Genomic DNA, 14,911 nt, shown 5'->3' with positions numbered 1-14,911 from the left:
GTGCCGGCCGACAGGTGCGTCGACTGTTTGACCCTTATCGCGGGCACTCCCGCTCCCACATTATTTATTTCCGGGCGATGGCGAACGCTTTACTGCGCGCCGCTGACCGCGCCGAACTTGGCCATCACAAACCCAATGAACTGCTCGACGGTCATCTTCTGGCCGTTGAAGGTCACTTCATTGTTGGCGTAGTGCAACTTGGACACCACATCGCTGCCGACCAGGGTCGCCAACTGAGTACCGACCGCCATGCCGCTGACCATCTCGGCGGCCATCTGGGACTGCTGCTCGATGGCTTTCGGATCGGTCACGCCACCGAGTTGCGCCTGCAGGGCAGCCACGTCACCGATCATCGGCTTGGACAGGGTCAGGTTGGCATCCAGCAATGCAATCATCTGCTTGCCCAGCTCAACCGGCGGCAACTCCATGGAGGCCGGCTTGGCCAGGTCCACCAGCAGGTTGAACTTGCTTTCGCCATGGGTGGTTTTCAGCGACAGGTTTTCCACGGCGATCTGCGGCTTGGCGGCCAATACCTGGTTGACGTTGGCTTCGGCCAGGGCCTGCTCGGCTTCGGTCAGTTGCAGCTCAGGCGCGGGCTGGCCCGCTGCGGCAGCGGCTTGCACCGGCTGCATCTTGTCCTGGTACAGCTTGGTCAACACCAGCATGGCCGGGATGTCGACGTTCTTCATGCTCAGGGCCATGGCCGCCGAACCCACGGGTTTGCCCTGGTAACCGATCTCGTCGATCTTGTAGTCGACACGGCCGGCCAGGTTGTTGTCCTTGGTTTCGCTGGAGTCTTTCTGCTCGAAGCCTTTGACCGTCAGCACGGCTTTCTGCGGGCCGAAGGTGAACGTGCTGTCGGTCAGCTCAACGGTGTTTTGCCCGGTGTAGAAGCCAAAGGTGGATTTTTCCAGGTTGCTGGCGATGGTCAGGCCAGCCAGTTCGGCCTCGAAGGCGTCGCCCTTGGCATCTACCGCTGCGATCTTGAGGCTGTTCATGAAGCCGTCGGCCTTGACCTTCTGGCCTTCGGCGGTGCTGTCGAAATTCAGGTTGGCGCCGGAGAAGTTCACCGAAGACGTGTCGTCCTTGAACGTCAAGGGCAGCAATTCGATGTTGCCGTTGACCGAGCGGCTGTAGCCGATATTGGCCACGCCCTTGAGCGGCGACACGTCTTTGGCGGCGGCGAACCACTTCTCGGTGGTGGGGTTCTTTTCCAGTTCGTAGTGACTGGTGGCCATGACCGGCAGCCATTTGAGCGTCACCAGGCGCGAGAACGGCAGCGGGCCGTGCTCGATATGGTCGACGAAGAGCAATTCGGGATTGGGGTTTTCTTCGCCGAACACCGAGCCTTGGCCCTTCAGGCGGTAGTGCGCGGTGCTGCTGAACACGCCACGCTCCAGGGACACCAGCTCCAGGGCCACGGTGCCGTCGACGCCGGCCATGGAAGTCTGCAGTTCCTTGTTGGCGTTCTGGATCGCGGTTTGCAGCACCGGTTCCAGTTGTTTACCGGTGTACCAGGCGCCGCCTGCACTGACGACGCCTACGGCGACAACTAAACCCAAAAGAACGACTGCTGGCTTATTCATGAAGTGACCTGATCAAATCCTGTGAGAAGTGGGCTGTCTTCCTTGAACCCCGAAAGGGTTGGCTCAAGCCCGCCGAAAACGGGGGAAGATTAGCACTGGCGGCCGCAAACGGCCCAGCTTTCTCAGAGGGGTCAGGCGTGCAGTTGGTTCACGAATACTCCAACTCGATCTCGTCGAGCTGGTGGTCAAAACTCTTCAGGCGCGCCGTCCAGGTGTACACCAGCACCTCAAACTCGCGGTGTATCACCGCATTGCCGGGGGTGTCGGACTTGGGGTCGCAGAAGTCCAGCTGGTAGCGCTCCCGGGCCATCTGCGTGGCGACGTCGGACAATTCCCGCGCGTTATTCAGCCAATGCCGGCCATCGGCGACCTGCCGATCGAGGGCCACGCACTGTTTTTTCAGGACTTCGAGGCTTTTTTCCAGGGGCGTGCCGGTAAGGTCGCCCATGACTTCCTGGAAGGTGCGCCCCGGCTGCCAATAGCTGCCCCAGAAATAGCGGTCGAACACGGTTTCGACCCGACGCAGAGCGACCTTGGTGTCCCAGATCGCGACGCGGGTCTTGCCTTGTTCGAGGAGTTTTTTCTTCACGCGCTGGTTCTGGTAGGACGCCCAGGCCACCACGCCGATGGACAGGGAGCCGATCACCAGGCAGGCGCTGTCGAGAAACACCATGGCCTTGTCGAGTTGATGGGCGAGCATGACGCCGTAGAAATACGCGGCCGATAACAACACCAGTGCGAAGAGCACGCACCAGAAAGCGGGAGCATAAGGGTTTTTCATTATTGGAATCCCCATGAGCAAACGCGAGCAGTGTCAGGCGAGTCGTCACGGCGACCCGCCTGTCCAAGCATAGCTATTCGCTCAGGGTTTGCCGGGCTGTGACGCTTGCGTTCGTCCGCTTTCCCAGCCGCCGCCCAGGGCCAGGAACAGATCGATCTGGCTCATGGCAACCTGGGTATTGGCCGCCGCCAGTTGCGCGCGCATCGCGGTGTAGGTGCGGGTGGCTTGCAGGTCGGCGAGGAACGATTCGCGGCCGGCCTGGAAGAAGCGGTGGGTCTGGTCCGCCGCCTCTTGGGCCGAGCGCTCGGCGTCCGCCAGCGCCTCGCGCCGTTGCAGCACGGCGGTGTATTGCGCCAGGCCGGTCTGGGTTTCGCGGATGGCGTTGAGGACCACCCCGTCGAAATGCGCCAGGGCGCCCTGAGTCGCGGCTTCGGCCTCGTGGATGCGCGCACGGGCGCCGTTGGTCGGCACCGTCCAACTGATCATCGGGCCGAAGCCCCAGCGGTTGGTCGCCGGCTGGCCGAGGTTGTCGAGCAGGCCCACGGTGCCCACCGTGGCGCCGATGGCGATGTCCGGGTACAAGGCGCCGGTGGCCACGCCGATACGCGCGGTGGCGGCGGCCAGTTGGCGCTCGGCCTGGCGCACGTCGGGGCGACGTTTCAGCAGCGCCGCACCATCGCCCACCGGCAACAGCTGGGCGATGTGCGGCAGCTCGGCGCAGGTGCCGGTGCCCGCCGGCAGTTGGTCCACGGGCTTGGCCAGCAGCATCGACAGGCGGAACAGCCCGGCCTGGCGCGCCGCTTCGTAGCGCGGCATGTCGGCGCGCAGGGATTTGTATTGGGTTTGCGAGCGGGTGACCTGGGTTTCATCGCCACGGCCCGCGTCACGCAGGCGTTGGGTCAGTTTGGTGCTCTGGGCTTGCAGGTCGAGGGACTCGTTGGCAATCGCCAGTTCTTCGTTGGCCGCGCACACCTGGGTGTAGGAGCGCACCACATCGGCCACCAGGGTGATGCGTGCGGTATCAGCGGCAGCCTGGGCCGCATCGGCGCTGGCCTGGGCGCTTTCGATGCCACGTTGCAAGGTGCCGAACAGGTCGAATTGATACGAGGTGGTAATGCCGACGCTGCCGATGTTATCCACCGGCACTTTGTCCGCCTGCAAAAACGCTTCGCCGGATTCCTGCAGGCGCTGCACCTCGGCCTTGGCGCCGGCACTCCAGCCGCCGGCGGATTCAGCCTGTTGGGTCTGATAACGGGCGCGCTGCAGGTTGGCTGCGGCTACGCGCAGGTCGGTGTTGGAGGCCATGGCCTGGCGTACCAGCTCGTCCAGGCGCGGGTCTTTGTACAGCTTCCACCAGTCGGCCGGCACCGGCGCCGACACCACGTCGTTGCCCTTGCCCGCCAGTTGCCCTTGCAGGTCAGCGCGGTTGACGGCAGACGTTTGCGGCAGCTGGTAATCCGGCCCCACCACTTGGCAGGCCGACAGCAACAATCCCAGCGCAGCAGTTGCCCACAGCGGCTTCATGGCTTGGCTCCGTCATTGGGTTTGTCGCCAATGATCGATACGGTGGCGGTACGCCCGGCGATCATGCGGAAGTCCGCCGGGACATCGTCAAAGGCAATACGCACCGGAATCCGCTGGGCCAGGCGCACCCAGCTGAACGCCGGGTTGACGTTGGGCAGCAGGTTCGAGCCGCTGCTGCGGTCGCGGTCTTCGATACCGGCGACGATGCTCTGCACATGCCCGTGCAGGCGGGCGTTGTCGCCGATCACACGGATGTCCACGCCCATGCCGACGTGGATGCCGTCGAGCTTGGTCTCTTCGAAGTAGCCGTCGATATGGAAGGAATTGCTGTCCACCACCGACAGCACCGGCCGCCCGGCGGTGACGAACTCCTGGGTACGCGGTGCGCGGTCGTTGACGTAGCCGTCCACCGGGCTGCGGATCACCGAGCGGTCGAGGTTGAGTTGGGCCGAGTCCACCGTCACTTGCGCTTCGGCCAGGGCCGATTGGGCGCGGGCAACACGGGACTGGCTTTCTTCCAGCTGCTCGCTGGGCACCAGGTTGCCGAGGCCACGGTTACGCTTGTACTCGCGACTTGCCTGGGCCAGGGTTTCCTGGCGGTCGGCCACGGCGGCCTGGGCTTGGCGCAGGGCCAGCTTGAAGCGGTCCTGGTCGACGGCAAACAGTACCTGGCCCTTGGTCACCAGCTGGTTGTCGTGCACATCGACGCGCTGGATCAGCCCGGACACGTCCGGCGCGATCTGCACGATGTCGGCACGGATGTGACCGTCACGGGTCCAGGGCGCAAACATGTAGTACATGACCATGCGCCACACAACGACGACCGCGAAGCTCACGATCAACAACGTCAGGACTACACGGCCGATGGTCAAAAAAGGTTTTTTCATGTCATCAGGTATCGACTGAGTGAGTCCACCGCGCCCAGCAACAGCGCGTAGAGCCCCACATTGAACAATGCCCGGTGCCAGACCAGGCGATAGAAGTGGACGCGGGTCAACAGCCCGTGCACCACCAGGAATAACACGTACGTAATGCCCATCAGCACCAGCAGCGTGGGCAGGAACACCCCGCTGATATCCAGATCACCGATCATAAAGGCGCTCCATCGGGTAGCGGCGCTTCCATCTCCGTGCCGCCAATGAATTCCACACCCGGCAGCAGTGCCAGGCGCAGGCCGGCCAGCGCGTGCAGCAGGTGCAGGCGGGTGTCGTCTTCGTCTTGCAGGCCCTGGCCATTGAGGGCGCGGCGTGTGCGGTCGAGGGTCATCAGCAGACCGCTGGGCGCAGGCAAGCGTTCACCCGCCTTGAGGCAGGCCTTGAAGTAACCGCCCACGCCTTCCACCACCTGGTTGAGCAGCACCCGCGGCACACCCAGGATGCGCGGCGAATAGGCCAGCAGGTCGAGCAGGTTGAGCGCTACGCGCAGGTCGCGCAGGGCGATGCCGGTGTCCTGGCCGATCATCGCCAGGCGCGGCAGGTGTTGCATCAGGCGGTCGAGCATCTGTGCGGCGAGGTGCCGGTGTTCGTTCAGGGTGGCGGGCTCGGTCAGGCCGACGATGTCGCGCCAGCTGAAACGGGTCAGGCGCTTGGCCGCCAGTTCGGCGCCGAAGGGCCGGGCGATCAACGTCCACACAAAGGCGAACAGCAGGCCCACCGGCCCGGCCAGGTTGACGTTGGCGAAGTTGAGGAAGTCCGCGTCGTAGGCGCCCTGGATGCTGATGAACGACGAGGTGTTCACCAGCGTCAGCAGCATGCCCAGGTAAAAACGCGGCTGCACGGTCAGCGTGCCGATGCAGATGAACGGCACCGCGAACGCCAGTACCAGCATCGGGAAATCGTGCAGGTTGGGCAGGACCAGGAATAGGTAGAGGCTGGCGAACAGCACCGACATGGCGGTCCAGAAAAAGAACCGATAGATCTGCGGCGCCGGGTCGTCCATAGAAGCGAAAAAGCTGCAGGCCACGGCTGCCAGGATCACCGCGCTGCCGCCATCGGTCCAGCCCAGCAGGATCCACAGCACCGACGCGACGATGATCGCGGTGACGGTGGAAAACGCCGAATAAAGCATCAGGTCATGGTCGAGGAACGGTGTGAGCCGGCCCAGGCGCCAGTGACGGTACACGGCGCGCCAGGTGTCCTGGCTTTCGCACTGGATGGCGGCTTGCAGGCTGCGGCAGTCCTGCCACAGGTCGATCCACTCGCCCAGGCGGTAAAGGGCGTTGGAGAACAACAGCGTGGGGCGCTCGTCCAGCGCTTCGCCTTGGGGTTGCAGGGTGTCGACCTGGTCACGCAGGGCGCGCCAGCGTTCCAGCGGTGCGCTTTCGGTGGTGTTTTCCAGCCACTGCCGGGTAGCTTCCAGCAGCGGCGTCAGTTGCTCGAGAAACTGCGGCGCACGCTGTTCGACGGCATACAGCGCATCGTCGAGTTCCTCCACCAACGGCAGCAGGTGGATCATGCGCCCGCGCAATTCCTTGGTATTGCGCACCGTCTGCGGCCGCGCGCCTTCGTGGGGCAACTGGCCGATCATCAATTCAAGGGTATTGAAGGTGGCGACCATGCCGCCGCGCAGGGCGCTGACTTCTTCCGGTTGCACATTGCGAGAAAGAAAACGCTGGCTGTAGACCTGGGCGTCGCCAAACCACTTGGCCACCGCGCCATCGAACACCGGCATCAGCCGCCGTGGCCAGAACATCGCGCCCACCACCGCCGCGACCGCAATGCCGAGGAAGATTTCCTCGGTCCGCGCCTCGGCCACATCCCACACCGCCAGCGGGTTATCCACCACCGGCAGGGCGATCAGCGGCAAGGTGTAGCCGGCGAGCATCAAGGCGTAGTTGTTGGCGGTGCGCAGGTGCATGGAGAGGAACAGCAAGGTGCCCGTCCACAGTGCGATCACCACCACCAGGATGTACGGCGATTGCACGAACATCGGCACAAAAAACACCGCCGCCGCCGCCCCCATCAAGGTGCCGATGGCGCGGTACAACGCCTTGGAACTGGTAGGGCCGACAAACGGGCTGGAGACGATATACACCGTGGCCATCGCCCAGTACGGACGCGGCATTTGCATCAGCATGGCGATATACAACGCGATCATCGACGCGGCGAAGGTACGAACCCCATAGAACCAGTCACGGGCGGGCGGAAAGCCGGTAAAAAATCCGTTCAAAGCGTCGCCGCCTCAAAGGCCCGCAGTACGCGCAGTGCGGCTTCCATGTCGGCGGTCGGAAGGTCCGCCAGCACTTCGCGGCGCAGGCGCACCAATTGCACCTCCACCGCCTGCACCAACTCGCGACCACGCTCGGTGAGGCTCAGGGCCTTGGCGCGGCGGTCGTGGATGTCTTCGGTACGGCACACATAGCCGTCATGGCACAGCCGGTCGAGCAGGCGCACCAGCGACGGGCTTTCCATCCCGGAGGCCTGGGCCACTTTGACCTGGTGCACCCCGTCGCCCAGGCGGCCGATCATCAACAGCGGCACGGCGCAGGCTTCGGAGATGCCATAGCTGACCAGCGTGCTCTGGCAGATTTTGCGCCAGTTACGGGCGCCCACCACCATGCTGCTGCTGAGGTTCATCTGGAGTTGTTCGAGGGATTGATGCACTGGATAGTTCGCATACAGTTAGTTTGCTAACTATCAATATGGCCGAGGGATCGAATTGCGTCAAGTTTTGAAACAATTTAGCGGAGGGGTGGAGCGATTCAGTGGCAACGCCGCAGGCCGAATGTGGGAGGGGGCTGGCCCCCGATAGCGGAGTGTCAGTGAACAGATTCGTTAGATGATCCACCGCCATCGGGGGCAAGCCCCCTCCCACATTTGGATCGGTGTCGGCTTCAGGATTGCTGTGCGGCCTCGCCATCCAGGTGGCGCTTGTTTTGGCCCATCACCTCGCGAAGGGGGATCCGTGTGGCCGTGACCAAGGGGATGGTTGGGTCTGTGCAACCGGCTTATTGCCCGCTCAGCCTCCTAAGCGGCCCTGCTGGAAAACGTCAGCACCTTTTGCTCCACCGCCAGACGCTCCAGATTTTCACTGCCTCGGACGCAACGACTAACGCAGCCATTAACACCAAGTTGTAGTTAGGAAAAAACTGAGCACCTACCAGCAACAGCGAAACAGAAGGCACAATAAAAGCCAATCGCAAGGGTGTTTGAAGGTAAGTAACCCACCTCACCTGTTCACGTCCAAGAAAGAACAGTAAGCACGAGATTACGATGGAAGCTTGCAGCAGCATGGCAAAGCCGAACATGTATAACTGCACAACACTATGATCACGCAGCACCCATAAAGCACTTTCAAAATCGCTTAAATAAGGAATCCTTCCCTCTATTGCGCTGGCCACTGCATACCGAATCAGATAAAGGGCATCCATGACTCCCCAAAACCAAAAAACCAGCCGTTTCATGTTGTGTCCAGAGCAGGGAGTTAGCGCCTGTTAATAGCGAGCTCCTCCCACCGGCCACTATCGTCCACTTCCGTTTAGTCGATAGAACGTTCCCCTACTTCGCGCAGAGCACGCCCCACCTCCTCCTCAATAAACTCAAACACCTCCTCCGATACGCTGTACTGAAACTGCTTGCGTCGGTTCTTGGAAACCTTGCCCTCGTTATCCAGGCACATCATCACCAGCTTTGATAGATCACTGCCGCGCACATCAAAGCGCTGGTTCACGGCCTTGATCACGCGGTCGTAGCGGTCGAGAAATTCGGTTTCTTCGCGCAGTTCCACTTCCAACGCGCGGCGGGCCATTTGCAGGGTGAATTCGACGCAGTGGGTGGCGTCCCAGTAGCGGTAGATCGAGGGGTGGCCGATGAAGTCGAAGGCCATTTGATCGCCGTCCAGCCACGTGACGTTCCAGAATTCCCGCGTCGGCTGGGAAAAGGCTTTGAGAGCGGCCAGATAAGCTTGCTCTTCGTGCTTCATTGCGACGGACACCGGTAGCAGCAGGCCGTTTTCCAGTGCACCGTAATGGCAGAGCGTCTGATGGATCAGGAAGCGCGACAATCGCCCGTTGCCGTCCATAAACGGGTGCAGGAATACGAAGCCGAAGGCAGTGACTGCCGCCGCTACCAGGGGGTCGACTTCACGTACTGGCTGATTGGCGAAGGCCATCAGCTCTTCCATCAGTTCCTGGCAAAGTTCAGGGGCTGGAGGAACATAGCTGACGCCCGCCGCGCCGCGCAGGCCGTTGTGCAGATGATTCTGCTCATGGCGAAACGCGACAGCTTTGTCGAAGGGGTTGGAGACGGTGCTGTTCTGCAGATCTACCAGGTAGTCCTCGGTCAGCAAGCGGCCTTCGTGGGCCTGGCGTAACAGTTGAACGAAGCGGCGGGATTTTTCTTCGCTGGGTTGTTCTTTTTCGATGGCAAACGAATCACGGGTTTCGTGGAGGTAGGCCCACTGGATGGCACGGTCCATCATTTCGGGTGGGAGGGTGGCCATGAAGGATTTGGCGCGGGCCAGCACATTGAGCGCCAACAACGCGTCCAGCTCAGGCGTTCGCTCCACGGTGGCGCAGTAATGCAAAGAACCCAAGCCGTTGAAATCCACGCGCCAGCGGCTGTTGCGGATGCTGGGTCCGGTTACGTAGCGCTCGGGATCGAATAAGGCAACGACGCGGCCTCGAACGGGCTTTGAATAATCCAGGGCCTGCCCGGTAAATCCCTCCCATAGAAAACAAGCTTTGCGAATGAACGCACCATTGGGCGAATCCGCCAAGGCAACCAAAAACGGCTCAGGACCAAGCCGTTCAAAAGCCTGGGCGAGCACGGCCAGGTTCACGCCTTCATGCTTGAGAGCAAATAGCACATGCTCAAATAACGCAGCATGCGCGGGCGCCACAGCGGCCGGCACAGCCAGACAAGTGCCGATTCGAGTGATTCTGGTCACGGGTTTAATCATCGCAACACGGGAGGGCGCAATAATCTTTAGGTCCAGGACTTCACATAGATGGGCATATCCGACTGTTGCCAAGGTGAATCCCCCAAGAAAAAATAACCCAGGCGATTAAAGCCCAGATTTTTTTACTGCTCACCTTTTTTTTTTACAAAAACACAATTTTCAAAAGATTTTTTTACACCCCTCGCCCACCCCGCAACATCAGATTCAACTCATCCACCACCTCCGCCCAATCCGCATCGTCCAAGATTTCCTCACGCAAAAATGCTTTCTGGCTGTCTGTCCAGAAAAACGCCTCAGCCAACTTCAAATCCGGCTTGAGTGGCGAGTGGGCGGTCACAAACTGATCAATACCGACCGGGTCATCCGGCAGCCCAAGCTGTTTGAACAGTGACGGCAAGCTGTGCACGGGCGATTCCATGACGGACTCCTGAAAAAAGGTATTTAACCGAGTCTAGCGGCAGCCCTCGGGTTGTGGTGGCGGCACGTTGCACAACACGAACAAACGCACCCTGGCACCACCACCGTCCTGGCGACTGAGTTCGCGCCAGCCCTGGGGCAGTGGCGCGAAATCGTCCAGCACTTCGTTGCTGCTGATCAGCCATACGCGGCGGGTGTCGGCGGGCAGTGCCGACAGGCGGTCGAGGTAAATGCGCCCGCCGTCCTGGTCCACCAGGGTGCCGAAGCCGTAGGCGTTGGGCCGGGTCGGCGTGCCATCGGGCTTGGGCGGGGTGTAGAGCTGCAGTTGGGCGTCGGTCTGGTCGTAATACACATAGCTGAGGTACCACATCATGTCGCTGAGGACGATGCGATCGTCTTCCTGGTAATTGCGATTGACGAACTCCACCGGCACATTGAATTGGTCGTGCTCATCCACCGTGAAGTTGTTTTTGAGGCCCACCAGCTCCACGCCGACAAACAGCACGAACAGCGCCGCACCCAGCAGCGACAAGCGCGCAGGCAGGCGGTCGATCGCCATGGCGACAAGGATCGGCAAACCCAAGGCGTACACCGTAAGGTAGCGCTCGATAAACACCGGGGAGATAAACGATACCCCGTAGACCAGCAACAGCGGCAGCAGGAAAAACAGCGCCAGCAGGCAAGCGGGCCGATGGCGTTCGCGGTCTCGCGCGGCCGTCATCACGACCACGGCCATCAGTAACAGCGGGACAAACCAGAACAGCGGTGGCCAGAAGCCGATACCTTCATCCTGTAACACGAACTGCCAGATCATCGAAGGCAGGGAAAACAGGCTGACCGGTTCTTCCCAGCCTATGTCCCCGCCTACCTTGAGTTGTTCGACGTGCTGCACCAGGTCCAGCAGGTTCGGCAGCCACGGTACGTACAACAGCACAATCGCGGCATTGGCTACCCACCAGGCCGGGCGTGCGATCAGCCGTCGGCCTCGCGGCTGCGCCTGCCACAGCACCCCCAGGTAAGCCCAATGCACCAGCACGCACAGGGCGGTGAAGTAATGGGTGTAGAACCCGGCGCTCATCAACGCCACATACATGGCCAGGTAGCGCAGCCGCTCGGGCTGGCGTACCCAGTACACCAGCGCCAGCGTGGCCCCCAGCAGCCACACGCCCAGCAGCGAATACATGCGCACTTCCTGGCTGTAGCGCACCGCCGTGGGCAGCAGCGCCAGCAGGATCCCCGCCAGCACGGCAGCACGCCGGGTAGACAGTTGCCGTGTCAGCCAGACACCCAGGCCCACCGCAACCACGCCGGGGATGGCACTCATGCCACGAATCGACCAGATACTGTCGCCGAACAGCTCGATCCAGCCGCGCAGCATGAAGAAGTACAACGGCGGGTGCACATCGTGAGCGGCGTGAAACCACAGGTCGGCAGCGGCGTATTCACTGAGCAGCAGGCTGGAGCCCTCGTCGCCCCAGATCGCCGCCGATGTCAGGCGGTAAAACCGCAGGGCCATGGCCAGTCCCAGGATCGGCACCCACCACAGTCGGCTCAGCCAACCGACGCGTTCCCACGTAAGACGATTGAATGCGGGCAACGCCCCGACCTTTTCGTTTTGCTCTACCACAGACCGGCGCACCTCGATTCCCCCGCTGTTGCCTTGAGTGCCTCAGCGCAAACACCGCCACTCTAGGACAAAAGCCCCCGGTTCGCTTCTGGAATCGGACAAATCAGCAATTTGTGTAGGGCTTCACCGAAGCGCCCGCAGGAACACGCTATGATTGCCGCCCTCCAAGGACCCAGGATCAAGGACACGTCATGCGTATCGGTTTTCTCTCCCCCCTGGCACTGGCCCTGCTGGCCGGTATTTCCCAGCAGGCCCAGGCCAGTTCCGACGATTCGTGCTACCCCGATTGGCGTGTCTCGCGTGACAGCCTCGACCCTTGCAACAACGTGCCGTTCCTGAGCCCGGGCAATGACAGCCGGGCCAACCTGCGCCTGTTGCTGGCGGACAAAAAGGCCGCGCCGTTGGCGCCCAGGGCGTTGAGCGAAGATGACCTGGCCCAGGGTTTCGGCCCGGTGCCGTTCCCGGTGTATCGCCTGGCCGCTGCCTCCAGTGCAGAGACCGAGCCCGACTCGGACGATTCGCCTACCGCTGAGCTGGACACCCTGCTGACGCCCCTGGGCATCAAGCGCGAGGCGTACAAGACCGCTGGCGAAGCCTTCCTCAATGGCGAAGGCAGCCGCTGCCGCAGCAACGACGATGACAGCGCCACGGCGTTTATCCGCCAGGTGGTCAAGGCCGACATGCCGGCGGCCGAGCGCGCGCTGCTGGCAAAGGCGCGACTGCAACTGCTCACCACCTGCACCTGGGATGGCCCGGTGATCGCCGAGCCGCAGCAGATCCAGTCAGCCGACGGCCAACTGTTTCGCACCTACCTGCAAGCCGCCGCGGATTTCTACAGCGGCCGCTTCGCCGAGGCCGCGCAAGGCTTTGCCGGCGTCGGCAGTGCACAGTCGCCGTGGCTGAAGGAAACCGCGCTGTACATGACCGCCCGCACAGCGCTCAACCAGGCCCAGGCCGATACCTATGACGAAGACGGCGTACCGCACCTGGACCGTGTGGATAAACCCGCATTGGCCACGGCCGAGCAGGGCTTCAACGCCTACCTGAAGACTTATCCACAGGGCGAATACGCGGCCTCGGCCCACGGCCTGCTGCGCCGGGTGTACTGGCTGGCCGACGACAACACCCAGCTCGCCGACGCGTTCGCCTGGGCACTGACGGCCACCGACGAGCAGCGCAATGTGTCTGAGGATGAGCTGGTAGAAGAAGCTGACCTCAAGCTGTTGATGGTCAACAGCGATACCGTCAAGACCCCGATGATCCAACTCGTCAGCGACCTGATGGTGATGCGCGGCGGCAACCAGCCGGCCCTCAGCCGCGCCGACCTTGAGAAGCAAAAGGCCGCGTTCGCCAGCGAGCCGGAGCTCTATGAGTACTTGCTGGCCGTGTGTGCGCTGTACATCGAACATCAACCGGATGCTGCCCTGAAGCAGTTGCCGCAAAGCGTGCCGACAAACCTCAACTACTTCGCCTTCAGCCAACAGACCCTGCGCGCCCTGGCCCTGGAAGCCAAGCAGGACTGGAAAGGCGCCGAAGCGCTGTGGCTGCAACTGTTGCCGCTGGCAAAACTGCCGCTGCAACGCGACCAGCTGGAGTTGGCCCTGGCCATGAACTACGAGCGCAGCGGCCAGTTGGCCAAGGTGTTCGCCAGCGATTCGCCGATCAGCGCCAAACAGGTGCGCTACATCCTGCTGCGCAACATCGCCGGGCCTGAACTGCTGCGCCAGCAGATCGCCCAGGCGAGCGATCCGCTGGAACGCCAGACCGCGCAATTCGTGCTGCTCTACAAAGACCTGCTGCACGGCCAGTTCGCCACCTTCGCCGAAGACCTCAAGCAGCTGCCGGCCCAGGCCCCCGAGGACAAGCTGGGCACCAGCCTGGGTTATGTCTACAGCGCCAGCCAGACGCTTAAGCTGTTCCAGTGGAACGGCGACAAGGCCGAGTCCGGCTACGCCTGCCCGAGCATCGCGCAAACCGCAGCGACCTTGCAGACCGACGCGAAAAACCCCCAGGCCTTGAACTGCTTCGGCGAATTCATCCTGCGCAACAACCTGGACGGCATGCCTCTGGAGCAGGCCCGCGCCGCCGGCAGCCTGGGCAGCACCGCTTCGGATTTCAAGGGTGAAACCTTCTCGCGGCTCGACGGTTACCAACAGGTCATCGGCAATGCCAAGGCACCGAAAAACGACAAGGCCTACGCCCTGTTCCGCGCCATCAACTGCTACGCGCCGGCCGGCTACAACAGCTGCGGCGGCAAGGACGTCGAACCCGGCGTGCGCAAAGCCTGGTTCCGCCAACTGAAAAGTGGTTTCGCCGACACCCAGTGGGGCAAATCGCTGCAGTACTACTGGTGAAGCACCTGTGGCTGGGCATGCTGTTGCTGGCAAGCCCGGCCTTCGGTGCCGTCGATGCCCGCGACTACGACGCCTTCTGGCTGTGGAGCGGCGTCACGCCCCAGCCGGTACTCAAGCAGGCCAAGACCCTGTACATCCTCCAGGGCCAGATCAACGCCACCCGCCGCGCGCCCCAGCGCGGTGTGCAGCTGATCGCCCAAGGCATCAGCGTACCGCGCCTCACCCGCGGCGACGTCTGGGTGGTCTACCGCGCCCACACCCTGCGCTGGCCCGAACAGGTCTACACCCAACTGCTCGGCCAGGTACAACGCTGGCGCGACGCAGGCAACCCGGTGGTCGGCATCCAGATCGACTTCGACGCCCGCACCCAATACCTGCACGAATACGCCGACTTCCTGCGCGACCTGCGCCAGCGCCTGCCGGCCGATCTGAAACTGAGTATCACCGGCCTGATGGACTGGAGCAGCAACGCCGACCCCACCGCCATCGCCCAGCTCAAAGACGTGGTGGATGAGGTGGTGGTGCAGACCTATCAAGGGCGCCAGAGCATCCCGGATTACGCGGCGTATTTGCCACGGATGAACCGGATGGGGCTGCCGTTCAAGATCGGTTTGATTCAGGGTGGAGAGTGGGAGGAGCCGGGGTATTTGCAGGGGAGTGAGTGGTTTCGGGGGTATGTGGTGTTTTTACGCAATCCTTGATGGATGCTTGCTCGCGAAAACCT

Annotated in this window: 13 protein-coding genes; 2 read left to right on the top strand and 11 right to left on the bottom strand. The window is 62.2% G+C overall.

Features of this window, described 5'->3' with window-relative positions:
- Positions 1-89: 89 nt before the first annotated feature.
- From J1N02_RS14280 to J1N02_RS14230, 11 genes are all read right to left on the bottom strand, one after another.
- On the bottom strand, positions 90-1,586 hold the full coding sequence (locus tag J1N02_RS14280; RefSeq protein WP_421147430.1) for a YdgA family protein: 1,497 nt from the start codon (positions 1,584-1,586) through the stop codon (positions 90-92).
- 148 nt (positions 1,587-1,734) lie between these two features.
- On the bottom strand, positions 1,735-2,367 hold the full coding sequence (locus tag J1N02_RS14275; protein ID WP_027608077.1) for a hypothetical protein: 633 nt from the start codon (positions 2,365-2,367) through the stop codon (positions 1,735-1,737).
- 81 nt (positions 2,368-2,448) lie between these two features.
- The gene (locus tag J1N02_RS14270; RefSeq protein WP_421147429.1) at positions 2,449-3,891 is read right to left on the bottom strand and encodes an efflux transporter outer membrane subunit; all 1,443 of its coding nucleotides are present in this window, start codon (positions 3,889-3,891) and stop codon (positions 2,449-2,451) included.
- On the bottom strand, positions 3,888-4,778 hold the full coding sequence (locus J1N02_RS14265; RefSeq protein WP_027608075.1) for an efflux RND transporter periplasmic adaptor subunit: 891 nt from the start codon (positions 4,776-4,778) through the stop codon (positions 3,888-3,890). The genes J1N02_RS14270 and J1N02_RS14265 overlap by 4 nt, the downstream gene beginning before the upstream one ends.
- Positions 4,775-4,984, bottom strand: coding sequence for a DUF1656 domain-containing protein (locus J1N02_RS14260; protein WP_012721577.1), 210 nt, complete (start codon positions 4,982-4,984; stop codon positions 4,775-4,777). The genes J1N02_RS14265 and J1N02_RS14260 overlap by 4 nt, the downstream gene beginning before the upstream one ends.
- A complete protein-coding gene (locus J1N02_RS14255) occupies positions 4,981-7,059 on the bottom strand; it encodes an FUSC family protein (RefSeq protein WP_421147428.1) in 2,079 nt (692 codons plus the stop codon). Before J1N02_RS14255 ends, J1N02_RS14260 begins: the two co-directional genes overlap by 4 nt.
- Positions 7,056-7,466, bottom strand: coding sequence for a MarR family winged helix-turn-helix transcriptional regulator (locus tag J1N02_RS14250; RefSeq protein ID WP_065941015.1), 411 nt, complete (start codon positions 7,464-7,466; stop codon positions 7,056-7,058). The genes J1N02_RS14255 and J1N02_RS14250 overlap by 4 nt, the downstream gene beginning before the upstream one ends.
- Positions 7,467-7,879: 413 nt before the next feature.
- Positions 7,880-8,293, bottom strand: a complete 414-nt coding sequence (locus J1N02_RS14245; RefSeq protein WP_421147427.1) for a hypothetical protein — start codon at positions 8,291-8,293, stop codon at positions 7,880-7,882.
- Positions 8,294-8,367: 74 nt separating this feature from the next.
- Complete coding sequence (locus J1N02_RS14240; protein WP_421147426.1) at positions 8,368-9,861, bottom strand: Fic family protein; 1,494 nt, start codon at positions 9,859-9,861, stop codon at positions 8,368-8,370.
- 100 nt (positions 9,862-9,961) lie between these two features.
- Positions 9,962-10,207, bottom strand: a complete 246-nt coding sequence (locus J1N02_RS14235; protein ID WP_027608071.1) for a DUF2789 domain-containing protein — start codon at positions 10,205-10,207, stop codon at positions 9,962-9,964.
- Between the two features lie 33 nt (positions 10,208-10,240).
- Positions 10,241-11,845 carry a glycosyltransferase family 39 protein gene (locus J1N02_RS14230; RefSeq protein WP_027608070.1) on the bottom strand — a complete coding sequence of 535 codons (1,605 nt, stop codon included), beginning with the start codon at positions 11,843-11,845 and terminating at the stop codon, positions 10,241-10,243.
- Positions 11,846-12,024: 179 nt separating this feature from the next.
- Here J1N02_RS14230 and J1N02_RS14225 point away from each other — a divergent pair, with 179 nt between their 5' ends.
- Positions 12,025-14,187 (top strand): outer membrane assembly lipoprotein YfiO, encoded by a 2,163-nt coding sequence (locus J1N02_RS14225; protein ID WP_421147425.1) that lies wholly within the window; start codon positions 12,025-12,027, stop codon positions 14,185-14,187.
- Entirely contained in the window at positions 14,184-14,888 is a 705-nt protein-coding gene (locus J1N02_RS14220) for a DUF3142 domain-containing protein (RefSeq protein ID WP_092490014.1), read from the top strand. The genes J1N02_RS14225 and J1N02_RS14220 overlap by 4 nt, the downstream gene beginning before the upstream one ends.
- Positions 14,889-14,911 lie beyond the last annotated feature (23 nt).

The organism is Pseudomonas sp. NFX5 (assembly GCF_049132125.1).
GTDB classification, from domain to species: Bacteria; Pseudomonadota; Gammaproteobacteria; order Pseudomonadales; family Pseudomonadaceae; genus Aquipseudomonas; species Aquipseudomonas marginalis.
The sequence above is the reverse complement of the archived record's forward strand: the minus strand, read 5'-3'. Positions and strand labels throughout refer to the sequence as shown.

What these genes read in the sequence shown, in the direction of transcription:
- J1N02_RS14280 (WP_421147430.1), bottom strand. Translation starts at nt 1,586, where the DNA reads ATGAATAAGCCAGCAGTCGTTCTTTTGGGTTTAGTTGTCGCCGTAGGC.
- J1N02_RS14275 (WP_027608077.1), bottom strand. Translation starts at nt 2,367, where the DNA reads ATGAAAAACCCTTATGCTCCCGCTTTCTGGTGCGTGCTCTTCGCACTG.
- J1N02_RS14270 (WP_421147429.1), bottom strand. Translation starts at nt 3,891, where the DNA reads ATGAAGCCGCTGTGGGCAACTGCTGCGCTGGGATTGTTGCTGTCGGCC.
- J1N02_RS14265 (WP_027608075.1), bottom strand. Translation starts at nt 4,778, where the DNA reads ATGAAAAAACCTTTTTTGACCATCGGCCGTGTAGTCCTGACGTTGTTG.
- J1N02_RS14260 (WP_012721577.1), bottom strand. Translation starts at nt 4,984, where the DNA reads ATGATCGGTGATCTGGATATCAGCGGGGTGTTCCTGCCCACGCTGCTG.
- J1N02_RS14250 (WP_065941015.1), bottom strand. Translation starts at nt 7,466, where the DNA reads ATGAACCTCAGCAGCAGCATGGTGGTGGGCGCCCGTAACTGGCGCAAA.
- J1N02_RS14245 (WP_421147427.1), bottom strand. Translation starts at nt 8,293, where the DNA reads ATGAAACGGCTGGTTTTTTGGTTTTGGGGAGTCATGGATGCCCTTTAT.
- J1N02_RS14235 (WP_027608071.1), bottom strand. Translation starts at nt 10,207, where the DNA reads ATGGAATCGCCCGTGCACAGCTTGCCGTCACTGTTCAAACAGCTTGGG.
- J1N02_RS14225 (WP_421147425.1), top strand. Translation starts at nt 12,025, where the DNA reads ATGCGTATCGGTTTTCTCTCCCCCCTGGCACTGGCCCTGCTGGCCGGT.